Consider the following 23,788-nt stretch of genomic DNA (forward strand, 5'->3'; position numbering starts at 1 on the left):
CAATATACTCCACTATTCTGAAAAGTAAATATATTCAGAATAAATTTGGTTATTTAGTATTACGAAATAAATACAATATAGTTAAAAAGATCTATATAAGCTCGACAGAATAATAGGTCTATAGTCACTAAACCAGGAAAATCAACAAAAATATTTTGTATAAATATGGTATATTTAGTCTTACATTGGATAACTGTGTCCAACTTTGGTTGGGGAAAATAGACAAAAAAAGGGACGGACCTCCGAAGTATTTCGGAAGTCCGTCCCTCGAGCGTCTATTAAGATGTTTTTTTGCGGTTTCTCCATTTGCGGTAAATTTTCCCGTTCAGGTAGAAGAATCTGGTGATCCAGCCGGCTTCTCCGATGAATTGCTTGGAGAATGATTGGACGCTCGCCTGTTTACTGGCTTTGTCGTCGGATAAATAGACCCCGATGAGTCCTTTATTGATCAACCGGTGAAAATGGGCATGGGGGAGCTCATGGGTATGTTCATCGGCCTTCTGCAGAAAATGGATGAGTCGCTCTTTTAAATGCTCATCATTTTCATAGTAGAAACAGAAGTTCAAATCTCCCCCTTCCCGGTCCTCATCCTGATCGATGAAATAATCGAGAAGGATATGCAATCCTTGAATGTACGGGAAATACCCCCGCTTGATTTTCTCTGTATACGAAGGCTTAAAGTCACTTCGATTGGCATAAGAGACTAAGCAGAAGATTCCAAGAGTCGAACCCGAACATGCGGAAAACTCATACCAGTCCATTTCAGGCAGGTTCGGGCGATGGGTTTCAAACCAATCCTGAAGCCTTCCCTCTCTCTCTTCTTTCTTCACGTGTTTATGTATTTGCAGATCACAATAGTACTCACACAGTTCCAGGAGATCTTCCTTGATACTGTCGTAGTGACTTAATTGACGTAGAACGGATTGGCAGGTCAGGACCAAATCTCTGAGATATCCTCCATCATCCTGATCCCGTCTTAATGCATAATAATTGACGGGTTCCGCCCCCACCGTCAGGGAATCCTTCATGGACTGATGAAGGAGGGCGAAGTCATCGGGATCAAGGGACACACTGCGATCGCACAGATTATCCAGATAATCGCTGATCGTCTGATAGGCGACGATGAATCGGATCGTATCTGCTTTATGATCCAATGCCAGAAGGGAAAGAATCGATCCTCCCTCGCAATGGAACGTTTTATGGTGGATGCTCGCAAGTGCCTGGTTCCTCAGTTCCTGATTGGGTATCTTTTCCGCCCTTTTTTTCCAGCCGTCCAATTCCTCATGCACGATAGGAAAAACGGTGCGATATACTCGTGTCATTAATGAAAAGGGATCACTTGGTATCGACATTTCATCACCTCTTTTACAAAATGTATCCCAGCGCTTTCAAGCGACTTTCAATGAAGATCTTTGAATACTCATAAATTTCTTCTCTTTCAGGTTCATTATAAATTTCATGATAGCACTTTGGCCATTCTTTGTAATGCATTTCAGATAATGACAGCTCATTGAACCATTTTTTCACAGCTTTTTTTTCGACGATTTTATCATCCCCCGCCTGCATTACAAGCAAGGGGACATCAGGCATTTTTTCCAGGTTGGTGAATGCTGCTTTCATCGCCTGTACGAGCTCCCTGTACCAGCGGACAGACACTTTCGTTATATAGAGCGTATCATTGCTGTCGATTTCCCGGACATCTGCGTTCCGAGTCGCCATATCGATGGTCAAACCTGACGGGAACTTCACCATCGGAGCGATTTTATTTAAACCGAGGGATAATAGCTCGACCGGTTTAGCCGGGGTCGTAACCAATCCTAAACACGGCGAGGATAAAATGACACCCGCTACGTTCACATGGGATTCCTGCAGGAGTCGTATGGCGATAAGCCCGCCCATACTATGACCGATCACAAAGACAGGCAATTCGAATTGATAGGCTGCCTGGACCCAGTCCTTCACTTCCACGATGTATTCATCAAAGGAATCGATATGTCCCCTATGGCTTCTTGACGTCATTCCCTGACCGGGTAAGTCACCCATGACGACGTGAAAGCCTGCAGCACGCCACATTTCAATGAGCCAACCATATCTTCCGTGATGTTCCATCGCCCCATGAATGATGACGATGACTGCCTTTGCCTCTTGATCTGATTCCCATTTCCACATGGCAAATCCTCCTTTGTAGTTCTCTCCATGAATGAATTCTGCTACCATTATTATAATAAATATTATTGAAAGGGGTAGTAAAAAATGCTCTATCCATATTACGATAAAAAACCCATCATCGCACATTCGGCTTTCATCGCTGATTATGTGACCATCTCAGGAGATGTCGAGATCGGTGAAGAATCAAGTATTTGGTTCAATACCGTCATCAGAGGGGATGTCGCTCCCACTAAGATCGGTGATAAAGTAAATATACAGGATAACTCCATCCTTCATCAGAGTCCAAATAACCCTCTTATCCTTGAAGATGAAGTAACTGTCGGACACGGGGTGATCTTACATAGCTGCAAGATCAGGAAAAAGGCATTGATCGGCATGGGCTCCATCATCCTCGATAATGCCGAAATCGGCGAAGGGGCGTTCATCGGAGCCGGAAGCCTTGTTCCACAGGGGAAGGTCATACCTCCTAATACCCTGGCATTCGGACGACCCGCAAAGGTCGTGAGGGAGCTCAATGAGCACGATATCAGTGAAATGAAGCGCATCTCAAGGGAATACGCTGAAAAAGGACAGTATTATAAGAGCATCAAACCGTTTTAACTTCCTATACTTGGGATACCCCATCCTCCTTGAGAATACTCATGGAAGATTTTCTTGTGAATATCATCAAAAAAGAGACCAACACTCTGAAAAAGTGTTGGTCTCTTCTATCTTCCCTTATTTGCCCAGTGCTTCCGTTTTTAACGCTTCTGCTTTGTTCGTGCGTTCCCAAGGAAGATCGATATCGTTACGGCCGAAGTGTCCGTAAGCAGCTGTCTGCTTGTATATTGGACGACGAAGGTCCAGCATTTTAATGATTCCTGCAGGACGCAGGTCAAAGTTATTGCTGACAACGTCAATCAATACATCTTCTGAAACTTTCCCTGTTCCAAATGTATCAACGGAGATGGATACGGGCTTCGCAACACCGATAGCATACGCTAATTGAACTTCACATTTGTCAGCAAGGCCTGCTGCCACGATGTTCTTCGCAACATAGCGCGCTGCATAAGCTGCTGAACGGTCCACTTTTGTTGCATCCTTACCAGAGAATGCACCGCCACCGTGACGAGCGTATCCGCCGTAAGTGTCAACGATGATCTTACGTCCAGTAAGTCCCGCATCACCTTGAGGTCCGCCGATTACGAAACGGCCAGTCGGGTTGATGAAGTATTTAGTCTGTTCATCGATCAGTTCTTTCGGTACAACCGGGTCGATGACGTATTCTTTCAAGTTACGTTGGATCTGCTCTAACGCCACTTCCGGGTGATGCTGAGTCGAGATAACGATCGTGTCGATGCGGACCGGCTTATCGTTTTCATCGTATTCAACGGTTACTTGCGTTTTTCCGTCAGGACGAAGGTAAGGAAGGATCTCTTCTTTACGAACTTCCGTTAATCGACGGGAGATTTTGTGTGCAAGGGAAATCGGAAGAGGCATAAGCTCTTTCGTTTCGTTACATGCGAATCCAAACATCAGCCCTTGATCACCTGCACCGATGGCATCAATTTCTTCATCCGTCATTTGACCTTCACGGGCTTCAAGGGCCTGATCGACACCTTGAGCGATATCAGCCGACTGCTCATCAATGGATGTAAGAACGGCACATGTTTCAGCATCGAAGCCGTATTTCGCACGGGTATAGCCGATTTCACGGATCGTTTCACGAACGATTTTCGGAATATCGACATACGTATTCGTAGTGATTTCACCGGCAACCAGAACAAGACCCGTTGTGACAGACGTTTCACACGCTACACGGGCATTCGGATCATTCGTAAGAATTGCATCAAGAATTGAATCAGAGATTTGGTCACAAATTTTATCTGGATGTCCTTCGGTTACGGACTCAGATGTAAACAGACGACGTTTAGTTGACATCAAGGTTCCTCCTTAAGCATATTTGTCAGAACGATTCTTCTGACAAAACAGTAAACAGATACGGTACTCATTTCCCTAAGTAGTATGAAGTAAACATGATTCATTTATAAATAAATCATGATTTATGTGCATGTGGTCCACTATAAACAGAAAAAACCCTTCCTCGGGGAAAAAAGCTTCAGAGGAAAGGTTTCAGATCATAGCCGCGCCTTTTCTCTCTTATCGTTCAAGGTTTAGAGACCTTGCCTCAGTTTAGCACCTTCGCTTAATCGGATTCATTAAGGAAATGAATCCATTCACTATTTAGCAGGTTGCTGGGTTTCATAGGGTCTGCTCCCTCCACCAGCTCAGGATAAGAGTATCCGTTCAAGGAACAATGATAACGGTTAGGACAAGTGGTGTCAACTTTTTTTGGATGACAGGTTTAACCATTCATTTCATGATTTCAGCCTGTTTTTCTTCATTAAAATAACCTAATGGGGTAATGAGGCTAAACATTGCAGGAAGTATTACATATAAATAAGAAGAAACAAGCTTTATTCGGTCAAGAAATGTGACAAAATGAAGACACCTTATAAAATTAAATAAATAGTATAGACTAATAGCTCGATTGTGTTATACTATTTTTGTGAAGAAAACGATACCATTAAATAAATTTATATAAAGGAAGGGTTCTAATGAATTCAGTGAGCATGTCTAATGAATTAACAGAATTACTTAACGGTCAAAACATTCAGGAACAATTATCTGTTTCTCAACTAGTCGAAAAGGTCCTTCAACGAAATGAAGGCGTTTTAACATCATCAGGTGCAGTCAGAGCAGAAACTGGTAAATACACAGGACGCTCTCCTAAAGATAAATTTATTGTGGAAGAACCAACTACGAAGGATAAAATCGAGTGGGGTTCTGTCAATCAGCCGATCTCTTCGGAATCATTCGATAAATTATATACAAAAGTCATCACATACTTAAAAGAAAAAGAAGAAGTTTTCTCATTTAAAGGGTTCGCAGGCGCAGACCCAAAACATAGACTGCCGATTCAAGTGATCAATGAATTCGCCTGGCACAATCTGTTCGCCCACCAATTATTTATCCGCCCTCAAACAGAAGAGTTGAAAGAGCATCAATCCGAATTCACCGTGATTTCAGCTCCGAACTTCAAAGCTGACCCTGAAGTCGACGGAACTCACTCTGAAACGTTCATAATCGTTTCATTTGAAAAGAGAATCGTATTGATCGGCGGTACGGAATATGCCGGTGAAATGAAGAAATCAATCTTCTCTGTCATGAACTATGTACTTCCTGAATCCGATATCCTTTCCATGCACTGCTCTTCGAACGTCGGTCGTGAAGGCGATGTAGCGTTATTCTTCGGATTGTCCGGTACAGGGAAAACGACTTTATCCGCAGATCCCAACCGCCGCTTGATCGGTGATGATGAGCACGGCTGGTCCCCGAACGGCGTATTCAATATCGAAGGCGGCTGCTACGCTAAGTGCATCGGTCTGACACGTGAAAAAGAACCTCAGATCTTTGATGCGATCCGTTTCGGTTCCGTCCTTGAAAATGTCGTTCTTGATGAAATGTCCCGCATCGCGGATTATGATGATAACACTTTAACAGAAAACACGCGTGCTGCCTACCCCATTCAAGCGATGGAAAACATCGTGGAACCAAGTATCGCAGGGCACCCAAATACAATTGTATTCTTAACAGCTGATGCATTCGGCGTATTACCTCCAATCAGCAAGCTGACGAAAGAACAGGCAATGTATCATTTCCTAAGCGGTTATACTTCAAAGCTTGCAGGTACGGAGCGTGGAATCACGTCACCACAGGCAACATTCTCGACATGCTTCGGTTCACCGTTCCTTCCGCTTCCTGCCACTCGTTATGCAGAGATGCTTGGTAAGAAGATCGATGAGCACAATGCGCAGGTATTCCTTGTGAACACCGGTTGGACCGGAGGAGAATACGGAGTTGGGAATCGCATGAAGCTTTCCTACACCCGCGCCATGATCCAGGCAGCCCTTGAGGATGAGCTTACGAATGTCGAAACCGCAACAGACGAGATCTTTGGCCTGAACATCCCGGTTCACGTTCCTGGTGTTCCAGACGAAGTGCTTCAACCGAAGAAGACATGGTCCAATGAAGCGGCCTATGAAGTGAAGGCAAAAGAACTGGCTCACAAATTCAACGAGAATTTCAAGAAATTCTCGAACGTCCCTTCTGACATCGAGGAAAAAGGCGGCCCGGCCGTAAAATAAATCACTTAACATACAAAGGTCCGTCCCTCAAATCTGAGGGACGGACCTTTGTTATCGTTATAGCCCTTTTTTGCGGCCGGTGATTCTGTTAAATAAGAATACCACAACGGCAATAATCAGTAGAACATGGATGACAGCTCCACCGATTTTAAAGATCAATCCTAGTAACCAAAGAACTAATAAGATTCCGATTATGGTCCAAAGCATGTGTGCTCCTCCTTAAAACTGTTATAGAAAAACTGTTGTGCTCTTAAGTTTCCCTAAAAGATGAATTTTAAAACCATTACCATTTCCTTATTATTTTTTACGATTCCTCTGAAAAATAGCACTTTACTAAATATTACTAATTTTGGTATGATTATGATTAAATTTCACAGGGGGGAATTGAGATGATCAGACAGCTTACAGAGAAAGACCATGAGATATGTCAACAACTCATTCAGCAGCAGCCTGCTGAGAACTTGTTCATCATCGGGGACATCGAAGCCTTTGGATATGAACAGGATTTCCAGAAAATTTGGGGAGATTTTGATAAGGAAGGAAATCTTAGGGGAATCCTTCTCAAATACAGGGAAAACTTCATCCCTTTTTCCATGGGGGAATTTGACGCTGAAGGCTTCGCCGCCATTATCAATGAGACAGAAGACTACAGCATCGTTTCAGGATTAAAACGGATTGTCACTGAAGTTGAACCCTTCTTATCCAGGACAATCAATTCGAAAAGACATATGTATTATGCCAAATGTGACAGTACATCCTCCATGGAAGACCGGGACCTGCCGCATGTGAAAGAGGCTTCTTTCACCGATTTACCGCAACTTGTGGAGCTGTTGAACGCTATCCCGGAATTCAGCGGTGGAGACTTTACCGTAGAGAAGAGAAAGCATGGGATAGAAAAGGGGGTTGCCCGCAGTTACTATGTAGAAGAGGACGGAAAGTTCGTTTCTTCCGCTTCCACCACAGCGGAGAACAGCATGTCCGCCATGATCGTCGCCGTATGCACCCATCCGGAATATAAGAAGAAGGGCTACGCCACCGAGTGCATGACAAAGCTTTGCCGGGACGTTTTGAGCGAAGGAAAAGAACTATGCCTATTTTATGATAATCCTGAAGCAGGAAAAATTTATAAGCGCATCGGATTCAAAGATATCGGTTATTGGTCAATGTATAAATTCAAATGAAAAAAAGTGGATTCCTATAAATAGGCATCCACTTTTTTATTATGCTGCCACGTTCCGGTTCTGGATCAATTTCGCCTGTACCAATCGTTTTCTTACGGTGATTCAATTTCCATAAAAAAAGCCCAGCGGATTCACCTTATCCACCAATATACGACATTTCGATTTTACGATTCATCTTGCTTTCTTCGGTGCGGACTTCAGAGTAACGGTCCTCCCGCTTTTCCCAGATAGATTGGATCTTCGCAGTAATTTCCTCATCAGATGCACCTGACCGGAGCATGTCTCTTAAGTCGTATCCTTCTGAGGCGAACAGACAGGTATAAAGCTTTCCATCTGTTGATAACCGCGCCCTCGTACATGAACCGCAGAAAGTTTCCGTCACTGAGGAGATAAACCCTACCTCGGTATCCGTTCCTTTGTGGCGATATCTCTTAGCTACTTCTCCAAAGAAGTCCTGCTTAACAGGTTCGAGTTGATAATGCTCCTGAATCATATCAAATAGCTGTTTTTTTGAGACGACGTCTTTGAAATTCCAACCATTCGTACAGCCAACATCCATATATTCAATAAAACGCAGTGTAATGTTTTCTTCCTTAAAGAAACGCACCATTGCCAATACTTCCTGATCATTTAACCCTTTCTTGACAACCATGTTCACCTTGACTTCAATCCCCGCCTCTCTTGCTGAGAAGATCCCCTTCAGAACGGCTGAGACACTCGTATTCATATTATTTATATTCTTGAATACATCATCATCAAGAGAATCAAGACTGACATTTACCCGGCATATACCTGCTTCCTTCAGCTCTTTGGCATGCATTGCCAGGAACACTCCATTTGTTGTTAACGTGACGTATTTAATCCCATCAATCACCGAAAGACGTTTTACCAACACCGGAAGATTTTTTCTCAGTAAAGGCTCTCCGCCGGTTAAACGAATCTTCTCCACTCCATATTCCGCAAATATTTCTGCTAAGCGGACAATTTCCTCGAAGGAAAGGATTTCATCTTGTTTCATAAAGGGATAATCAGCCCCGAAAATCTCTTTAGGCATGCAGTAGCTGCATCTGAAATTACAACGATCCGTTACTGAAATTCTTAAATCACGCATCGGTCGTTTTCGGGTATCGAGAACATTCTTCATTTTCTCGCACTCCTTACTTTTTGTAGCGATATGTGTTCATCTTATCACGAAGGGTCAGGGTTCATTATGATGTTTATCACAGTCCTCCTTTTTATTTAAAATTTTCCAAATCATGGACTGTATTCACATTTCTAAAGGATCCGCTCGCATTTTTCCCCATCTCTTTTTCCTCTATATAAAGAACGTCTATTGACTCCACTTCAGGCCCATAAAGTATATATCTTCCTTTCCAGAATTTAGTTGTAAACGTAAGCATAACATGTTACTTTAAATGCAATAGTGATAAAAGTTACATGTAGAATATATGTTATCTAGTAGATGTTTATTGGTACTCAAATTTAGGAGTGGTGATACCTTAATGGAATTGAATAACAAAAGAAAAAGCGACCTTTCCACTGTTTCTGAGGATTTGGCTTCTTTATTACAGTCAATCGGAACTCCACGAAAAATAAAGAAAGGCACCTTCTTATTTCAGGAAGGGGAAGAAGCAGCTGAATTATATCTGATTAAATCCGGTATTTTTCAAATTAGCAAGTTGAGTCTTGAAGGCAAGGAATTGAACATGCGAATATGTAAAAAGGACGACTTTATTGGAGAATTGACGCTTTTCTCTGATGATGCCACTTACATGTTAAGTGCATATGCGTTAGAAGAAGGAGAAGTTCACGTCATACAAAGAGATGCGTTAGAAAAAAATCTAATAAACGATGCCCCCTTAACCTTCGAATTTATGAAATGGATTTCAACTCACCTTAGAAAAAACCAATCAAAAATCAGGGATTTAATCATGAATGGAAAAAAAGGCGCCCTTTATTCCACCATTATCCGTATATCAAACTCTTATGGGATTAAAAATGAAAAAGGAATTCTTCTCGATATTCATCTCACCAATCAGGAATTAGCCAAATTTTGTGCTGCGACGAGAGAAAGTGTTAACCGTATGCTGAGTGAATTAAAGAAAAAGAATATCATTGATTATACATCTGACGGCAAGATCATCATTATGGATTTAGAATACCTTAGAGGAGAAATCGGTTGTGAAAACTGTTCGATTGATATTTGCAACATAGATTAAGAGAATGTGAGGCGGTCTCAATGTAAAGTTGAGGCCGCCTTTTTATATTCCAATAACTGTGAAAAGTGTCACAGTTATTTTTCAGGGATTCTTTTATAATGATGAAAATGCATTTATAAGAGGAGGAGAAGGAATGCATAAGCAGGATTATCTGCTTTACCTGAAAAGTCTCAGCTTGTTTCAAGACATTGGGAATAGTCAACTGAAAAGGATAGTGGAAGCTTCAAGCATCATAAAAAAAGAAGAGGGTGACATTATTTGCTTACAGAAGAGAAACTCGATGATCATCATATTATCCGGTTCTCTCCACGTTCACATTAAAGAATCCCGGGATTCTCAATATAAAATTGGGTCATTCATAACAAATGATATGTTTATGCCGAGTGTCTTTCTTCATTATCATAAAGATGGGGATTCAATTAGTCTTGAGGTGAGAGAAACCACAATATATATGGAAGCCCCTCTTCAATTAATCATCAATATATCGGACCAGCATCCATTGCTGCAAAGAAATATATTGCGATCTTTTCATAAAAACTTGAAAAGCTCTTATGAAGAAATTGTGAATTTAATGAGTTGAAGAGTTTCTCCTGTGAAGTTTTTTTTGCTCGTGTGATAAACTTCACAACCTTATATGTATACCGTTGTTAGGATATGGATATAGATTTTCATTTTTTTAGGATTGAAAGGGGAATCATCCAATGAAGAGTACAAAAATCCAGCTGCCTCTTCAAACATCAAGTCTCATCGCCGGGTTTATGGTATGGGTACTCATTTCTTCACTTATGCCGAATATTCGTCAGGATATTAATTTAACGGACGGAGAAGTTGCCTTAGTGACAGCAATCCCCGTCATTTTGGGAAGTGTGCTTCGTATCCCGATTGGATATTACACAAATCGATTCGGTGCCAGATTAATCTTCACGATAAGCTTTATCGCATTATTATTCCCTGTATTCTACATCAGTCAAGCTGACTCACTCACGGATTTAGTCATTGGAGGTCTTTTGATTGGTATAGGAGGAGCCACTTTTTCAATAGGTGTAACCTCTCTCCCTAAATATTATCCTTCTAGCAAGCATGGATTCATCAACGGAATATATGGATCGGGCAATATCGGTACTGCGGTAACCGCATTTTCCGCCCCTGTCCTCGCCAGCTCATTTGGATGGGTGACAACGGTCCGCTTCTATCTTGTCTTACTGTTAGCATTCGCCGTTTTAAACTTTGTATTTGGTGACCGCAAAGAAAAGAAAGTGAATGTTTCCATCGTTAAACAGGTAAAAGAAGTATACCGAAATTCAACGTTATGGGCATTATGTCTATTTTACTTCATCACATTTGGATCTTTTGTCGCATTCACCATTTATTTGCCAAACTTCTTGGTTAATGAATTTAATTTAACACCGGTTGACGCTGGGTTACGGACGGCAGGTTTCATCGCTTTATCAACATTTATGCGCCCGATCGGCGGATGGATGTCTGATAAATTCAATCCATACATCATCCTGCTGTTTGTCTTCGGAGGATTAACATTTTCAGGTGTATTATTATCTTTCTCCCCTACGATTGAGGTATATACCACTGGTGTTTTAACCGTCGCGGCCTGTGCCGGGATCGGGAACGGAACGATCTTCAAACTTGTCCCGCTCTATTTCACGAAACAGGCGGGTATCGTAAATGGTCTTGTGGCTGCCATGGGAGGCCTGGGAGGATTCTTTCCTCCCTTAGTATTAACAACCGTCTTCAGTTTAACGGGGCACTATGCCATCGGCTTCATGGCATTATCCCAATTCGCCCTTCTCAGTTTTGTCATCGTATTAATGATGACGTTCCGTGAAAAATTAAAGTTGGAAAATAAAGTACTCGAGAACACCGCCCAGGGAATGATGATCACAAACGAAAAGGGTGTCATTGAACGGGTAAATCAGGCGTTCACTAAAGTAACCGGCTATGAAAAAGAAGAAGCCGTTGGACAAAAACCAAGCATTCTTCAATCCGGCCGGCATGATCAGCATTTTTACTCAGCCCTGTGGAATGAATTAAAAGATCAGGGATATTGGCAAGGTGAAATCTGGAATAAACGAAAAAATGGAGAAGTCTATTTACAATGGCTGACTATTTCAGAGGTTTGTAATGATGCCGGCAATGTAAAATATTATGTCGGACAGTTCAGCGATATTTCTGAAAGCAAAAGAAAAATCAACTAGCTTCATTGAAGCTGTTTCCTCTCAACAGGAAACAGCTTCTCTTTACATGATCAAGGGTTGATGAACGAATCGATCCATAGTTCGAAGGCATCCTGCCTTTTTGCAGTGAAAGTGGGAAGATGATAGTCCGGCGGCAAGGAAAGATGAGAATGTAAAAAGACCGCTTGAACATTTTCCAGAGAGTCAAGAAGGGAAAAGTCTTTTTGATTTCCTATACATACAATTTTGGGATAAAGTTTTTCTTTGTATCCTTCAACCACCAGCACGTCAATCTTAATTAATTCATAGATTCGAAGAATATCATCGAAATCATAGTCTTCCAGTTGGAGAGATACGTTGAAAATACCGCCCCCTTCCACTCCGGCAAGAGTGGCTCCGGCTTTTAGATGACGGTCACTATCCGTCCCCGGCACAACATCCGGGGCACCGTGGCTATGATGCTTTACCGAACCGGTCTTTATTCCTTTCCTGGCCGCATAGGTGATCACATTCGAAGATACAGTAGTCTTTCCGCTGTTTTTAAATCCGACAACTTGAATCACTTTCATTCGCGTCAGCTCCTTTCAAAATCATTTTCGGCGGAAAAAGCGGTGACTTCTTAAGAGAGTCCTGATATTTTAAAACCCCTAGTTGTTCACTTTGGGCTTTTTTGACCTACCCATCCTTACGTCCTTCAAGCCCTTTCATCAGAAACAATAATAGAAAAGATAAACCGATGCTTACTCCCGCATACTTCCAGGCTAAATGACTTTCCCCTGATTCGAGGGCAACATAAATGGCCGTCGAGATCGTCTGCGTTTTTCCAGGGATATTCCCTGCAAACATCAGGGTCGCCCCGAACTCCCCCAAAGCTCTTGTAAAGCCGAGAATGACCCCCATGACGATCGATCTCTTGGCCAGCGGGAGAACGACGTGATAAAAGGCTTTCCAATTGGACGCGCCATCTACTTTTGAAGCCCCGACAATGTCACGATTCACTTCTGCAAAACCTGTTTTCACAGACTGATACATAAGCGGAAACGACACAATCACAGCCGCTATGACTGCTGCCGACTTAGAAAAAAGGATGGTTTGTCCTAAAAGCAGTTCGACCGTCCGCCCCACTGGGCTATTCATACCGAATACAAATAGTAACAAAAAACCAAGTACAGAAGGAGGAAGGACAAGCGGCAAAAGATAAACGGTCTCCAAAACACTGCTGCCCCTGCCATCTGTAATGACAGTTCGATAGGCAGCCAAAACAGCAAGTATTAATGAAACGGCTGATGCCATGCAAGCAACCAGTATAGACAATTGTATGGGAAAGAAAAAATCACCGTTCACTTAAAACACCTGCTCCTCTTATTCTCCGATATGGATAAATCCTTCTTTCTTAAATATCTGCATCGCTTCCTTGCTCTCTAAAAAGTCGAGAAATTCATTTGATTCCTCTTGATGCTTACTTCGTTTCACCCTTGCCCCGTAGTAGCCTGTATCTTTTTGCGGATACTCCTCAAAAAAATCAATAATGCGTAGATTCTCTTCGAACTCAACGTCACTGTGATAGATTAATCCAACAGATGCCGCCCCTTGATTCATAAGCATGAGCACGTGTCTCGCATCCTTTCCATAAATAAAACGCGATTCAGCTTCCTTCCATTGCCCGCTCTGTTCCAATAGTTCTTTCGCATATCTTCCCACAGGTACTGATGCAGGATTTCCGATGACTACTTTTTCCTCCGACTTCCAGACATCCTTAAGTGACTGAATCTCTTCAGGTTTGTTCGTCACAGCGACTACTCTATTCCCTACTAATCTATCACCTTTTTCAACCAGTCCCTCCCTATAAAGGGATTCATAATCGTCCTTAGAAGCAGCCAGGAAGACATTGATCGGGGCACCCTGTTCTACTTGTTTTCGAATCGCACCGGTGGACCCGAAATGAAAGGATAGTTTGACTTCTTCATGCTCTCTTTCAAACTCCTGCTGCAATTCCAGCAGACTGCTTTTCAGACTCGCTGCCGCACCTATCGTAATAACCGTCTCTTCTTTCTTGTCTGACTGGCATCCTGACGCACCGGCAAACAGGATGACCCAAAAGAGAGATTGTAAGATTTTCTTCTTCATGATTTATGTTTATGTAACTCCGTAAGAATATGGCTTATTTCTGGCAGGATCAGCTTTTCCATTGCAAGCTTTACGGCACCGGTGGAACCTGGAACGGAAAAGATCGCTTTCTCATCCACCACTCCTGCGATGGCACGGGAAAGAATGGCCGGAGATCCGATATCTTCAAAATAGCTAAGAGCCCTGAAGATTTCTCCAAACCCCGGTAATTCCTTCTGAAGAAATGAGCGAACCACTTCGATCGTCACATCTCTCTTTGAAATTCCGGTTCCCCCGTTCAATAAAATGACCTCCACTTCATCGTTTGACAACCCGCGCTTTATCGCTTCCCCGATCAACAGCTCCTCGTCTTTTACGATTTCCCGCTGCACAATATGATGACTTGACTGTTCCAGCAGTTGTATCATACAGTCGCCGCTCTTATCTGTTTCCTCGGTACGGGTATCACTTACCGTAATGATCATGACATTTATCTTTTTCTCTGCTGCTGACTTCATGTCGATTCTCCTTTTACGATTTTTCTTTATTGTATCATGATGATTCGTTTTCAATTGTGAAAAACATCACGGGAAAGCCTATCGATTTTTCACGGAATGTTCTTTAAAAAAGTGAGGCGCATCACATCCTTCCCCCTCCTTATTTTGTAAGCTTAGAGTAAGCTTTAACCACTTGAAGGAGGAGAAAACAAATGCTTGGATGCCATCACATGTCTACGAATCATCAGCCTGAAGAACTATGCGAAGCCTTACAGATTTTACGAAATGAACATATACAGTTAAATGAACAAAAGTTGGATTTATTTGAGAAAGCCGGCTGCATCACGAAAGAAAGTGCCACCGAGATACGCATGGAAAAACTGACAGAACTACGCAGTAAAGTCCAAGCCTTTATGACAGCACTCGAATCCCATTCCCAAAAGGAAGAAGGTCACTTATTTGAATTAATGGCAACTTACATTGGACGCAGCAACGGTCCACTTGTCGTGATGGAAATGGAGCATGATCAAGCGAAGGAATTAATCTCAGCTTTCCTCAAGGAAACGGAAGTGATGAGCGGCCATCGGGAATTCGTACATGAGACATGCAAGCTGGTCATTGAAGCGTATCATGTACTAACTTCGCATTTTATGAAGGAAGAAAAGGTATTGTTTCCGATGGCTCAAAACCTATTATCCGAGGTTGAAAAAGAGAGATTATTAGAGGCTTTCAGAGAGGTGTCTCAATAGTCTTGGCTGTTGCATTGCATTGATCAAGAGAAGAAGGTGTATCCTTCTTCATCGGATACACCTTCTTTTCACCCTCCGCTTACCGGAGGAATAAACGCCACGACATCGCCGCTTTTAACCATTGTATCGTCTGTTGCATACTCCTCGTTAACGGCGATCATTGCACCGTTGAGATTAAGTGAGTTATATGTTTCCAGCAGCTGTTGTTTAAGACCTGAAATAGATAGATTGTCAGCTTCTATCTCTATTTCACTCTTCCCTGTTTCTTCACGTAATCCAGCAAATACTAGAATCTTGATCATTGCATTCACTCCCCTTCTTAAAGATGAGGCCGTCCTGATGGATACGGTACGGTTTCCTTTTGGTTTCCGATCCATTCTTCCCCGGATTCCCAATGTTCTTTTTTCCAAATTGGAACAATATCTTTAATTCGTTCGATGGCATACTCATTCGCTTCATAGGCAGCTTTACGATGAGGCGAGGAGACAGCGATGATCACCGCAATATCGGAAATTTCCAATCTGCCGATCCGGTGGGAAATCGCCATTTTCGTTCCCGGCCACTTTTCTTCTGCTTCTTTTCCTATTTGCGCAAGCATCTTGGCTGCCATCGGTTCATAAGCCTGGTATTCCAGGTACAGAGTTCGTTTGCCTTTGGTCCACTCTCGTACTGTACCGATAAAAGTAGTGATGGCGCCGGCATCTCTGCGTTCGACTTTACTTGTGACTTCTTCTATCGAAAGCGGTTCTGATTTCACTTCAAATAACTCCATCACTTCACTCCTTCAACGGAATCTATTTTACTTTCGATTGACATCCCTGATTGGCCTTCTTGATTTTCCAGGAGGAGGATCTGGACAGTCATGCCTTCTTCATATCCCCTCGTTCCCCCAGGTAAGACAATCAGTGCATTCGTGTCAGCCAAGGAAGCGACAGCGCTTGATTTATCAAGGCCGGATGGGAATGCCATAATTCTTCCATTTTCAAATCTGATACTTCCCCGGACGAAACGGGTAAATGGATTAGGCTTTTTGAAATCCCTGCCCAGGACGCCTGTCACTAATTGAAGAAATGGAGCTGGGCTATGAAGGAACGTTCTGATGACAGGTCTTGTGAGAAGCTCAAATCCAACATAACAAGCTGAAGGGTTACCCGATAACCCGAACAAAAGCTTTCCGTCTTTCTCAGCGACCGTCGTCACGCTGCCAGGCCGCATGCCGATTTTATTAAAGAGCACGACCGCTTCCATCTTTTCATAAATCTCAGGAAGATAATCATAATCACCGACTGACACGCCCCCTGTCGTAATCAGCATATCCACCTGTTGAAGAGCGGACAGGATCTGCTGGTAGCAGACCTCGAAGTCATCAGCGAATTGACCGAAATAAACCGCTTCTCCTCCTGCCCTTTCAATTTGGGAAAGAATCATATAGGTGTTACTGTTTCGGATTTTACCAGGTTCTAAATCATCCCGGACTTCCAATAACTCACTCCCGGTTGCCAGCACCCCGACTTTCGGTTTCACGCTGACAGGTACTTCCTTGTATCCGAACGTGGCAAGGAGAGCTGCGATCCCCGGGTTGATATACGTTCCTTTTTCAGCAAGCACCGTTCCCTTTTGAGTATCTTCGCCTCTGCGTGAAATATTATCTCCTTCATTATAAACGCGGTTGATCCTGACGAAGTTTTTTCCCTCCAGGCTGAAAGATTCCGCAAGCTCGAGCATGACCACGCTATCACACCCGGCAGGTATTTGGGCCCCGGTCATGATTCGAACCGCTTCCCCCCGCTGTACGACTCCTTTATGTACACTTCCAGCTCCTATCTCTGCGATGACTTCCAGTGTGACCGGTGTTTCTCTTGAAGCTGTCTTCGTATCGATTGCCTTTAACGCAAAACCATCGTAAGGAGACTTGTCAAAGTGTGGGACATCGTGACTTGCCGTTAAATCCTCCCCTAAAAATCGTCCATAAACCTGCTCGATCTTCACCTTTTCCACCGTTCCCGCCGGTGACCGCTTCATTACCCGCTGTACAGCATCCGTTACTTTAATGGGCGTTCGTTTCTCTACCATGCCTGTAAATCCTCCGTTCTTAACCGATAATCTTATAATACACTTTCTTCGCTTCTTCTATTGAGTTTGTGCCATGAACCAAGGTTCTTCCCTCTTTGAAAAATACAAACCGGTATCCTTCATATTGAAGAGATAGCAAGTAAGGGTTGAGTTTCGTTTCTCCCAAAGAGTATATCGTTTTCTGAAGTTCAACTAGATTCCGCTCTTGAGGCGACCGAATCAGCACTGTATCTCTACCGCACAATACCATCGACTTTATTTGGTTTTCATATTGTAAGTATGGATAGGTAGGATGTTCACCGCAGGATGGACAGTCAGACTTCTTCGCTTTTTCCGTTTTCATGCTGTATTGCTGATTATTCCACAAGTCAAATGTAATCAATCCCCCCCTCAGGGCTTCTACATCATTCACCAGGAGCTTTAACGCTTCTGTGACTTGATAAGCGGCAACCATTCCGACAGCCGGGGAGATGATGCCAGCTGCATCGCATGTGGTGCCCCCCATCGGCAGTCGGTCCAGTAAACAACTCATACATGCGGTTTTTCCAGGGATGACCGTATAACTCATCCCCGTACTTCCCCCACATGATCCGAAAATCCAGGGAATGTTATATTTCTGTGAAAGATCGTTGATCATCATTCGTGTATCAAAGTTATCTGTTGCATCTATCATTAAATCCACATCGTGAAGGTACGGGAGAAGGGATTCCGCCGTTGCCTCCATTACGCGGCCGTTAATTGTGACTGAGCTATTTATCTCAGTTAGTCTGTTCTTGGCAGCAATGGACTTAGGCATCTGTGCTGTTACATCTTTTTCTGTATACAACTGCTGCCTCTGCAAATTGCTCCACTCCACATAGTCATGATCCACAATCGTCAGTTTTCCTATCCCGCTCCTTACCAACGCCTCAGAGCCCGTTGACCCCAACGCGCCTGCACCTATGACAAGCACATGTTTCTTGGTTAATTGCTTCTGGCCTTTTTCACCAATTGCCCGAAACAACTCCTGTCTTGAATAACGAGCATTCATTGCATACCCCCCTTTTTAAAAAAAGCCTTCTAGCGTAATAAATATCACAGTGCTCCTTTTCTTTATCTACTATAATAAATGGTAACGATACGATAGTAAGTGACAAAGTTCACAGGAGGGGAAATTCATCATGTTATCAGTTAAACTGCATTCGATTTTTGCAGATCGCTCGATAGAAGAGGCATTAATGAAGCAAGGTTTTAAAAAACGCGGGGGAAACTATATTTATAAAAACAGTAAAATACAAGTAGAGGCAGAGGCCGATTTCATCGATCGAACGGTAGAAATCAGCTTCTCTCCACAATTGAATCTGGAAGAATACAAGACTGTTCATCGTCTGCTTGTTGAACTCATTAAAGAACTCGAGGCTCAGTGTGATGACTCCGGAAGTCTATTGGGTTACCTATCTGAAGGGACCGGGGCTTATATCTTGACCAACTGGGATCAATGGGTCTCCTTTCTTCAGGAAGCGAAGTTCCGTACCCTGGAAGGTAAAAAAGTAAGAGTGCTGGATGAAGCAGGCAAAGAGCTTGCCGCCGGAATGTTTGTAAACTATAGTGCGGATGTCTCTTCAAACATATTGGAATGCACCGTCATTACTCTGTTTGGTGAAAGAACGTATAAAGGCGAGAATTTGAAGGTAGAGGCTACAAATGAATGGTGATCCACTAAACAAAAGAGCATTCCGAAAGATTCACTTTCGGAATGCTCTTTTTTGTTTTACCATCCACTTTTTTCCCTCTGAATGTATCACCGTTTATTCTTGCAGAGTTTACTTCCGGTACTCTTGTTTCCTCCATTGCCAATACGTGAGGAAACAGACGAGTGAGGAAGTAGTCCCGATTGCTGTATACAACCATACATGCTCATACTCTTCGCCATAAAACGACTCGATTGTCCACTGAAGCATCACGACGTTTACAGCTAATGTCAGAAATATGATGATCCAATATTTCTTATTCACCATGGCGGACTTTCCTTCCGACTGCAAACACCACTCCATCTTTTACTTCCAGTTCGATCAGAGGCAGTTCACGCTGAGGCGGCCCCGCTAAAGGCTGGCCGTTATCTACACTGAAAAACCCCCGGTGACAAGGACAGAGCAGGACAGATTCTTCTTTTTCATAAAATACCGGGCACTGAAGATGTGTGCATTTATTATTGTATGCTTTCAGTTTTCCTTCTTTGGTATGAACCAGGATTGCAGGCTCATCATCAGTCGGATAGTTAAAATTCATTGAACTGTCTTTTGGCAGATCTTTTAATCGTGTAATCATCTTCCGGTTCGTGTCATCTTCTTCTCTATTCAGGGCAATCACTGAAAACGGAAGAGTCGCTAACCCCAGCGTAATCGATGCCCCCACTGCAGACTTCAGGAAAGCCCGGCGATTGTATTTCAGGTCATCATCACGGTTCAGGTTATCGATTAGATGAATCATTTCATCCTTGGTATCTTTACTGTTGCGTTTGTTTTTATGATCTTGAGGCATAGGTGACGTCTCCTTTCGCCTTATCTTGACTTAATCTGTATATACTCCGAAGAATTCCGGAACGTAATCCCACTTGTTTCCTTCCTGTGGTTTCTTACCTTCTACGAGGTTCATTTGAGAGCGTTTTCTGCGAAGCTGCTGCATTTCATCAAAATCGATAAAGCGAATCGCGTCACTCGGACACACAGACGCACACATTGGGGCAATATCATGTTTTGAGCGATCGTAGCACATATCGCATTTGTACATTTTGTTTTCTTCAAAATCAAACTTCGGTATTCCGAATGGACATCCAAAAGTACAATTGCGGCAGCCGATACATTTTTCTTCCATTGCTGAAAGAACGACCCCTTCTTCTGTTATTTGGATGGCATTGGCCGGGCAGACACGCGCACAAGCGGGATCCTTACATTGCATACAGAGCATTGGATACGTCTGGCGGCTTTCCATGAAATCTACATATTCCACATAGTTTCTTTCTTTTGCATCATGATCACCGCACTCGCGGCAAGCCGCTTGGCAGGCACGGCAGCCAATGCACCTTTCAAATTCCAGATACATGATTTTATTCATTCATCCCGACTCCTTTCTTAATGTTGTTTCTCAAGCTTCAAGGCACACACTTTAAATTCAGGCATTCTTGAAATGGGATCTAAACATGGATTCGTCAGCTGATTGACCGCTAATTCCTTCCCCCAGTGATACGGGACAAATACTGTATCCCTTCGCGTCGCCTTGGTTAATTTGGTCTTTACAATCATATGTGAGCGGGGTGTGATCAATTTCACCAAATCCCCATCTTCTAAACCGTATTTACTTGCAAGTGCCGGGTGCATTTCTGCATATGGTTCAGGACATTGCTCCATCAGGAATTTGACCCTTCTCGTTTGTGCCCCGGACAAGTAGTGGAACACCACACGGCCGGTTGTTAAAAATAATGGGTATTCCTTAGTGGGAATTTCTCCGGCTTCTTTCCATGCAACGCTTGGCAGATTCGCCTTCCCATCAGGCGTTCCAAACTTCTCAGTAAACATTGTCGGGGTACCCGGATGGTCTTCAGAAGGACAAGGCCAGAAGACTCCGCTTTCTTTATCGATACGGTCCCAGGTGATACCGTAATAATCGGCTTTTCCGCCTTTTGATGCCAAGCGGAATTCGTCGAAGATTTCTCCTGCATTTTTGTAATTGAAATGCTTTCCTTTGCCCATTCGTTTGGCAATGAGACTGAGGATTTCCCAGTCCGGTTTTGATTCACCTAAAGGCTCTCGCACTTTACGGATCCTGATGACACGGCCTTCAAGGTTCGTGGTCGTCCCTTCATCTTCCGCCCATGTGGCAGCAGGCAGGACCACATCCGCAAACTGTGCGGTTTCAGATAGGAAGAAGTCACTCACCACAAGGAAATCCAGTTTTCTGAAGCCGTTCCAGATGTGTTCCAGATTCGGGGCGGAAACGGCAGGGTTACTGCAAACGACATGCATAGCGCGAATGGTGCCTTTTTGGATTTCATCAAACATTTCATAAGCAGATACACCAGGTTTCGGCATTTCCTCGGGTTTGATCCCCCATACCTTGGATATATATTTCACAGCTTCGGGATCCGTCAATTTGCGGTATCCCGGCAACAGATCGGCTTTTTGACCATGCTCCCTTCCTCCCTGACCGTTTCCCTGCCCGGTGAAAGTGGCTACACCTGAGGCAAACTTTCCAATTTGTCCTCGGAGAAGCGCCATTGATGTATAGAGGGAAACATTATCCACCCCTTTTGACTGTTGTTCCACCCCTCTGGCAAACATGACGACTGAACGAGGAGATAATCCGAAAATATGTGCAGCTTTCAAGATTTTTTGAACCGACACGCCAGTAATGCTGGCCGTATGCTCCGGTGTGAATTTCTCAACTGCTTTCTTTAGTTCTTCAAAGTTATTGCATCTCTTTTTAACGTATTCATGATCGACGTACTTGTTTTTTATTAGGAGATGGAGCATTCCGTTCGCAAGGGCTGAATCTGTACCGGGTTTCAAATCCAAGTGTACATCTGCCACGCGGGCTGTCGGCGTTTCCCTCGGATCAGCCACTATCAGTTTCGCCCCCTTGTCTTTCGCTTTCCATATCCATTGAATGCTTGTAGGATGGCATTCCGCGGTATTGGAACCAGCGATAAAGAAACAATCGGTATGTTCAAGTTCCGGCCATGGGAGCGTCGATCCTCTGTCAGTTCCAAGCGTCTTCAGAAATCCTCCTGCAGCGGAACTCATACAGAATCGGCCGTTATAATCAATGAATCTTGTGCCCAGTCCGACTCGCGCGTATTTACCGACCAAATAGCATTTTTCGTTAGTCATCGAGACGCCACCGAATACAGACAAGGCATCCTTCCCGCTTTCAGCTTGCAGACGTTTGAAGTTCTTTTCAATCAAGTCGAGTGCTTCGTCCCAGCTTGCCTTCACGAATTCTCCGTTTTTCTTGATCAGCGGCGTCAGGATACGCTCTTCATGTTCGATTGTCTGATAGGCCGTTACACCTTTTGGGCACATTTTTCCTTTTGTAACTGGCCAATCATAGCGGGGTTCAACACCCACTACCTTGCCCGACTTCTTATTTACACGAATATGCATCCCGCACTGCATGCCACAATAGCAGCAGTGCGTCGTAATAAGCTCTTCGCCTGGTTTGTGAAGGTTCTTTACTCCTTCTTTTACGATATACTGACTCATTTTTCACTGCCTCCTTTTTCCTTGTACTGATCGATTTCTTTTTGAACCTCTTCAGGGAATTGATAATAATCGTCTGTTCTCTTCTTACTGAATCCGCCCATTTGAATCCCATTCAGGGTTGAAATCGGATCCCTGCTCTTTAGATGGGGCTTTGCATTCAATTGTTTCATCACCCTGATCCTCCGGCGGCATGGCAGGCAGTAGTCAGAAAGATAACTCCCGTCTTCAAGCTGGAGATCAAAGTTTTGAACAGCCAGAATATCTTTCACATCAGTGATTTGATCATCGTTGCTATAGGTGGTTCCGCATCTGAGACATGGTCTCGTATCCACTTTTATCTGTTCCTGATAATTCAACGGTACTGCTGTTGTCAGCGGTCGGATCGGCAGGTGGAACAGTTTGCCGAATGGGAAGTAAACGAGTAAGACGACCACTGTAACCTGATGGATCAATGTCATGTAGTGGTGCATCCAGCCATCTAACAGTGCATATGAAACGGTAAGTAAAAGTCCTGTCCCCGTTACCGCAAGGAGTAAATATAAAGGAAATAAATCAAATTCCGCGCGCTGTGTCACTTTCACGTCCTGACTGGCGATTCTTCTGACAAGTGCCATGGTTACACCGATCAGTACCATCGTGGCGGTGATGTTCAATCCGTTATACACCATTTCTGCGAATAATCCATGGGCGGCCATTGAAATCGTCTCTACTCCCATGACCACGATGGTATAGGTTTCGGGATCGACAAGTTCGAAGTGCATCCAGCCGAACGTCAGACCGAATGTAATCGCAAAGGATCCAATACACCCCCATGCAATAAGGAAATGCTGTACACCCCGGTAAATCTCTCTTTTAAAAATGAATTTCTGTAAAAAGATATTTTCAAATGCTGTTTTACCGATTGATATTAAATTACGTTTTTTCCTTGAACTGGTTTTCAAATTCGAGAAACTCCGTTTGATGACCTGATGGGTTGCCGGCCGGATGAGCCATGAAGACATCCGTATCGTCAACCCGATGGCAAATATTAACGAAGAAATAAAATACCCCATTAAGGCCATATCAAAATGTAAAAACTGTCCGGTCCCGATCCAGGATGTGAAAATCAAAAACAGGATAATGAAAAATGATTTTTGACTGGTTTTTGAATAAAACGAGCGTTCGAGCGGCTTTCTCATCTC

At 43.4% G+C, this 23,788-nt stretch carries 26 protein-coding genes and 1 riboswitch; of the genes, 8 read left to right on the plus strand and 18 right to left on the minus strand.

Features of this window, described 5'->3' with window-relative positions; genetic code table 11:
- Window positions 1-278: 278 nt before the first annotated feature.
- Entirely contained in the window at window positions 279-1,352 is a 1,074-nt protein-coding gene (locus AC0VXY_RS17820) for a tetraprenyl-beta-curcumene synthase family protein (RefSeq protein WP_435989573.1), read from the minus strand.
- A 13-nt stretch (window positions 1,353-1,365) separates the two neighbouring features.
- Window positions 1,366-2,169: an alpha/beta hydrolase gene (locus tag AC0VXY_RS17825; RefSeq protein ID WP_435989572.1), complete on the minus strand. Its 804-nt coding sequence runs from the start codon at window positions 2,167-2,169 to the stop codon at window positions 1,366-1,368.
- Window positions 2,170-2,253: 84 nt separating this feature from the next.
- On the opposite strand from AC0VXY_RS17825, the gene AC0VXY_RS17830 reads away from it, so the two are divergent.
- The gene (locus tag AC0VXY_RS17830) at window positions 2,254-2,769 is read left to right on the plus strand and encodes a gamma carbonic anhydrase (RefSeq protein ID WP_435989571.1); all 516 of its coding nucleotides are present in this window, start codon (window positions 2,254-2,256) and stop codon (window positions 2,767-2,769) included.
- A 117-nt stretch (window positions 2,770-2,886) separates the two neighbouring features.
- Here AC0VXY_RS17830 and metK read toward each other — a convergent pair whose 3' ends face one another.
- Window positions 2,887-4,089 carry a methionine adenosyltransferase gene (gene metK, locus AC0VXY_RS17835; protein ID WP_435989570.1) on the minus strand — a complete coding sequence of 401 codons (1,203 nt, stop codon included), beginning with the start codon at window positions 4,087-4,089 and terminating at the stop codon, window positions 2,887-2,889.
- A 216-nt stretch (window positions 4,090-4,305) separates the two neighbouring features.
- Window positions 4,306-4,448, minus strand: a riboswitch (SAM riboswitch).
- Between the two features lie 318 nt (window positions 4,449-4,766).
- Here metK and pckA point away from each other — a divergent pair.
- Window positions 4,767-6,356 (plus strand): phosphoenolpyruvate carboxykinase (ATP), encoded by a 1,590-nt coding sequence (gene pckA, locus AC0VXY_RS17840; RefSeq protein ID WP_435989569.1) that lies wholly within the window; start codon window positions 4,767-4,769, stop codon window positions 6,354-6,356.
- A gap of 57 nt (window positions 6,357-6,413) precedes the next feature.
- Here the strand turns inward: pckA and AC0VXY_RS17845 are convergent, their stop codons facing one another.
- Window positions 6,414-6,563 (minus strand): lmo0937 family membrane protein, encoded by a 150-nt coding sequence (locus AC0VXY_RS17845; RefSeq protein ID WP_106298475.1) that lies wholly within the window; start codon window positions 6,561-6,563, stop codon window positions 6,414-6,416.
- A 182-nt stretch (window positions 6,564-6,745) separates the two neighbouring features.
- On the opposite strand from AC0VXY_RS17845, the gene AC0VXY_RS17850 reads away from it, so the two are divergent.
- Complete coding sequence (locus AC0VXY_RS17850) at window positions 6,746-7,537, plus strand: GNAT family N-acetyltransferase (protein WP_475526073.1); 792 nt, start codon at window positions 6,746-6,748, stop codon at window positions 7,535-7,537.
- 136 nt (window positions 7,538-7,673) lie between these two features.
- Here AC0VXY_RS17850 and moaA read toward each other — a convergent pair whose 3' ends face one another.
- Window positions 7,674-8,681, minus strand: a complete 1,008-nt coding sequence (gene moaA / locus AC0VXY_RS17855; protein WP_475526074.1) for a GTP 3',8-cyclase MoaA — start codon at window positions 8,679-8,681, stop codon at window positions 7,674-7,676.
- A gap of 358 nt (window positions 8,682-9,039) precedes the next feature.
- Here moaA and AC0VXY_RS17860 point away from each other — a divergent pair, with 358 nt between their 5' ends.
- The 3 genes from AC0VXY_RS17860 (at window position 9,040) to AC0VXY_RS17870 (ending at window position 11,966) form a co-directional block, all read left to right on the plus strand.
- Complete coding sequence (locus tag AC0VXY_RS17860; RefSeq protein ID WP_435989566.1) at window positions 9,040-9,756, plus strand: Crp/Fnr family transcriptional regulator; 717 nt, start codon at window positions 9,040-9,042, stop codon at window positions 9,754-9,756.
- 133 nt (window positions 9,757-9,889) lie between these two features.
- A complete protein-coding gene (locus tag AC0VXY_RS17865) occupies window positions 9,890-10,336 on the plus strand; it encodes a cyclic nucleotide-binding domain-containing protein (RefSeq protein ID WP_435989565.1) in 447 nt (148 codons plus the stop codon).
- Between the two features lie 121 nt (window positions 10,337-10,457).
- Window positions 10,458-11,966 (plus strand): nitrate/nitrite transporter, encoded by a 1,509-nt coding sequence (locus AC0VXY_RS17870; protein WP_475526075.1) that lies wholly within the window; start codon window positions 10,458-10,460, stop codon window positions 11,964-11,966.
- A gap of 50 nt (window positions 11,967-12,016) precedes the next feature.
- On the opposite strand, the gene mobB is transcribed toward AC0VXY_RS17870, so the two are convergent.
- From mobB to AC0VXY_RS17890, 4 genes are all read right to left on the minus strand, one after another.
- Entirely contained in the window at window positions 12,017-12,514 is a 498-nt protein-coding gene (gene mobB, locus AC0VXY_RS17875; RefSeq protein WP_475526076.1) for a molybdopterin-guanine dinucleotide biosynthesis protein B, read from the minus strand.
- 106 nt (window positions 12,515-12,620) lie between these two features.
- Window positions 12,621-13,289: a molybdate ABC transporter permease subunit gene (gene modB, locus AC0VXY_RS17880; RefSeq protein WP_475526077.1), complete on the minus strand. Its 669-nt coding sequence runs from the start codon at window positions 13,287-13,289 to the stop codon at window positions 12,621-12,623.
- A gap of 18 nt (window positions 13,290-13,307) precedes the next feature.
- The gene (modA, locus tag AC0VXY_RS17885) at window positions 13,308-14,072 is read right to left on the minus strand and encodes a molybdate ABC transporter substrate-binding protein (RefSeq protein WP_475526078.1); all 765 of its coding nucleotides are present in this window, start codon (window positions 14,070-14,072) and stop codon (window positions 13,308-13,310) included.
- Window positions 14,069-14,569: a MogA/MoaB family molybdenum cofactor biosynthesis protein gene (locus AC0VXY_RS17890; protein WP_475526079.1), complete on the minus strand. Its 501-nt coding sequence runs from the start codon at window positions 14,567-14,569 to the stop codon at window positions 14,069-14,071. Before AC0VXY_RS17890 ends, modA begins: the two co-directional genes overlap by 4 nt.
- 209 nt (window positions 14,570-14,778) lie before the next feature.
- Here AC0VXY_RS17890 and AC0VXY_RS17895 point away from each other — a divergent pair, with 209 nt between their 5' ends.
- Complete coding sequence (locus AC0VXY_RS17895; protein WP_475526080.1) at window positions 14,779-15,297, plus strand: hemerythrin domain-containing protein; 519 nt, start codon at window positions 14,779-14,781, stop codon at window positions 15,295-15,297.
- Between the two features lie 68 nt (window positions 15,298-15,365).
- Here AC0VXY_RS17895 and moaD read toward each other — a convergent pair whose 3' ends face one another.
- The 4 genes from moaD to AC0VXY_RS17915 are packed head-to-tail and all read right to left on the minus strand — an operon-like array spanning window position 15,366 to window position 18,400.
- Window positions 15,366-15,674, minus strand: coding sequence for a molybdopterin converting factor subunit 1 (gene moaD / locus AC0VXY_RS17900; protein WP_475526081.1), 309 nt, complete (start codon window positions 15,672-15,674; stop codon window positions 15,366-15,368).
- Window positions 15,617-16,069 carry a molybdenum cofactor biosynthesis protein MoaE gene (locus tag AC0VXY_RS17905; protein ID WP_475526082.1) on the minus strand — a complete coding sequence of 151 codons (453 nt, stop codon included), beginning with the start codon at window positions 16,067-16,069 and terminating at the stop codon, window positions 15,617-15,619. Before AC0VXY_RS17905 ends, moaD begins: the two co-directional genes overlap by 58 nt.
- On the minus strand, window positions 16,069-17,370 hold the full coding sequence (locus AC0VXY_RS17910) for a molybdopterin molybdotransferase MoeA (RefSeq protein ID WP_475526083.1): 1,302 nt from the start codon (window positions 17,368-17,370) through the stop codon (window positions 16,069-16,071). The genes AC0VXY_RS17905 and AC0VXY_RS17910 overlap by 1 nt, the downstream gene beginning before the upstream one ends.
- 19 nt (window positions 17,371-17,389) lie before the next feature.
- Complete coding sequence (locus AC0VXY_RS17915; RefSeq protein WP_435989556.1) at window positions 17,390-18,400, minus strand: MoeB/ThiF family adenylyltransferase; 1,011 nt, start codon at window positions 18,398-18,400, stop codon at window positions 17,390-17,392.
- A 130-nt stretch (window positions 18,401-18,530) separates the two neighbouring features.
- Between AC0VXY_RS17915 and AC0VXY_RS17920 the strand changes: the two genes are divergently transcribed.
- Window positions 18,531-19,064 carry a hypothetical protein gene (locus tag AC0VXY_RS17920; protein ID WP_435989555.1) on the plus strand — a complete coding sequence of 178 codons (534 nt, stop codon included), beginning with the start codon at window positions 18,531-18,533 and terminating at the stop codon, window positions 19,062-19,064.
- Window positions 19,065-19,172: 108 nt separating this feature from the next.
- Here AC0VXY_RS17920 and AC0VXY_RS17925 read toward each other — a convergent pair whose 3' ends face one another.
- From AC0VXY_RS17925 to AC0VXY_RS17945, 5 genes are read right to left on the minus strand one after another with little or no spacing between them, the layout of a single operon-like run.
- On the minus strand, window positions 19,173-19,367 hold the full coding sequence (locus AC0VXY_RS17925) for a hypothetical protein (protein WP_435989554.1): 195 nt from the start codon (window positions 19,365-19,367) through the stop codon (window positions 19,173-19,175).
- Window positions 19,357-19,890 (minus strand): QcrA and Rieske domain-containing protein, encoded by a 534-nt coding sequence (locus AC0VXY_RS17930; protein WP_435989553.1) that lies wholly within the window; start codon window positions 19,888-19,890, stop codon window positions 19,357-19,359. Before AC0VXY_RS17930 ends, AC0VXY_RS17925 begins: the two co-directional genes overlap by 11 nt.
- A gap of 30 nt (window positions 19,891-19,920) precedes the next feature.
- Window positions 19,921-20,463, minus strand: coding sequence for a 4Fe-4S dicluster domain-containing protein (locus AC0VXY_RS17935; RefSeq protein ID WP_071620144.1), 543 nt, complete (start codon window positions 20,461-20,463; stop codon window positions 19,921-19,923).
- Window positions 20,464-20,480: 17 nt separating this feature from the next.
- Window positions 20,481-22,607: a formate dehydrogenase subunit alpha gene (gene fdhF / locus AC0VXY_RS17940; protein ID WP_475526084.1), complete on the minus strand. Its 2,127-nt coding sequence runs from the start codon at window positions 22,605-22,607 to the stop codon at window positions 20,481-20,483.
- Complete coding sequence (locus AC0VXY_RS17945) at window positions 22,604-23,785, minus strand: MFS transporter (protein WP_475526085.1); 1,182 nt, start codon at window positions 23,783-23,785, stop codon at window positions 22,604-22,606. The genes fdhF and AC0VXY_RS17945 overlap by 4 nt, the downstream gene beginning before the upstream one ends.
- Window positions 23,786-23,788: the final 3 nt, after the last annotated feature.

The sequence above is a fragment of the Rossellomorea sp. QJM3NY_18 genome, assembly GCF_056173145.1.

Bases quoted from the DNA above. Each gene is read 5' to 3' on its own strand.
- AC0VXY_RS17820 (WP_435989573.1), bottom strand. From the start codon at position 1,352: ATGTCGATACCAAGTGATCCCTTTTCATTAATGACACGAGTATATCGC.
- AC0VXY_RS17825 (WP_435989572.1), bottom strand. From the start codon at position 2,169: ATGTGGAAATGGGAATCAGATCAAGAGGCAAAGGCAGTCATCGTCATC.
- AC0VXY_RS17830 (WP_435989571.1), top strand. From the start codon at position 2,254: ATGCTCTATCCATATTACGATAAAAAACCCATCATCGCACATTCGGCT.
- metK (WP_435989570.1), bottom strand. From the start codon at position 4,089: ATGTCAACTAAACGTCGTCTGTTTACATCTGAGTCCGTAACCGAAGGA.
- pckA (WP_435989569.1), top strand. From the start codon at position 4,767: ATGAATTCAGTGAGCATGTCTAATGAATTAACAGAATTACTTAACGGT.
- AC0VXY_RS17845 (WP_106298475.1), bottom strand. From the start codon at position 6,563: ATGCTTTGGACCATAATCGGAATCTTATTAGTTCTTTGGTTACTAGGA.
- AC0VXY_RS17850 (WP_475526073.1), top strand. From the start codon at position 6,746: ATGATCAGACAGCTTACAGAGAAAGACCATGAGATATGTCAACAACTC.
- moaA (WP_475526074.1), bottom strand. From the start codon at position 8,681: ATGAAGAATGTTCTCGATACCCGAAAACGACCGATGCGTGATTTAAGA.
- AC0VXY_RS17860 (WP_435989566.1), top strand. From the start codon at position 9,040: ATGGAATTGAATAACAAAAGAAAAAGCGACCTTTCCACTGTTTCTGAG.
- AC0VXY_RS17865 (WP_435989565.1), top strand. From the start codon at position 9,890: ATGCATAAGCAGGATTATCTGCTTTACCTGAAAAGTCTCAGCTTGTTT.
- AC0VXY_RS17870 (WP_475526075.1), top strand. From the start codon at position 10,458: ATGAAGAGTACAAAAATCCAGCTGCCTCTTCAAACATCAAGTCTCATC.
- mobB (WP_475526076.1), bottom strand. From the start codon at position 12,514: ATGAAAGTGATTCAAGTTGTCGGATTTAAAAACAGCGGAAAGACTACT.
- modA (WP_475526078.1), bottom strand. From the start codon at position 14,072: ATGAAGAAGAAAATCTTACAATCTCTCTTTTGGGTCATCCTGTTTGCC.
- AC0VXY_RS17890 (WP_475526079.1), bottom strand. From the start codon at position 14,569: ATGAAGTCAGCAGCAGAGAAAAAGATAAATGTCATGATCATTACGGTA.
- AC0VXY_RS17895 (WP_475526080.1), top strand. From the start codon at position 14,779: ATGTCTACGAATCATCAGCCTGAAGAACTATGCGAAGCCTTACAGATT.
- moaD (WP_475526081.1), bottom strand. From the start codon at position 15,674: ATGGATCGGAAACCAAAAGGAAACCGTACCGTATCCATCAGGACGGCC.
- AC0VXY_RS17905 (WP_475526082.1), bottom strand. From the start codon at position 16,069: ATGGAGTTATTTGAAGTGAAATCAGAACCGCTTTCGATAGAAGAAGTC.
- AC0VXY_RS17910 (WP_475526083.1), bottom strand. From the start codon at position 17,370: ATGGTAGAGAAACGAACGCCCATTAAAGTAACGGATGCTGTACAGCGG.
- AC0VXY_RS17915 (WP_435989556.1), bottom strand. From the start codon at position 18,400: ATGAATGCTCGTTATTCAAGACAGGAGTTGTTTCGGGCAATTGGTGAA.
- AC0VXY_RS17920 (WP_435989555.1), top strand. From the start codon at position 18,531: ATGTTATCAGTTAAACTGCATTCGATTTTTGCAGATCGCTCGATAGAA.
- AC0VXY_RS17925 (WP_435989554.1), bottom strand. From the start codon at position 19,367: ATGGTGAATAAGAAATATTGGATCATCATATTTCTGACATTAGCTGTA.
- AC0VXY_RS17930 (WP_435989553.1), bottom strand. From the start codon at position 19,890: ATGCCTCAAGATCATAAAAACAAACGCAACAGTAAAGATACCAAGGAT.
- AC0VXY_RS17935 (WP_071620144.1), bottom strand. From the start codon at position 20,463: ATGAATAAAATCATGTATCTGGAATTTGAAAGGTGCATTGGCTGCCGT.
- fdhF (WP_475526084.1), bottom strand. From the start codon at position 22,607: ATGAGTCAGTATATCGTAAAAGAAGGAGTAAAGAACCTTCACAAACCA.
- AC0VXY_RS17945 (WP_475526085.1), bottom strand. From the start codon at position 23,785: ATGAGAAAGCCGCTCGAACGCTCGTTTTATTCAAAAACCAGTCAAAAA.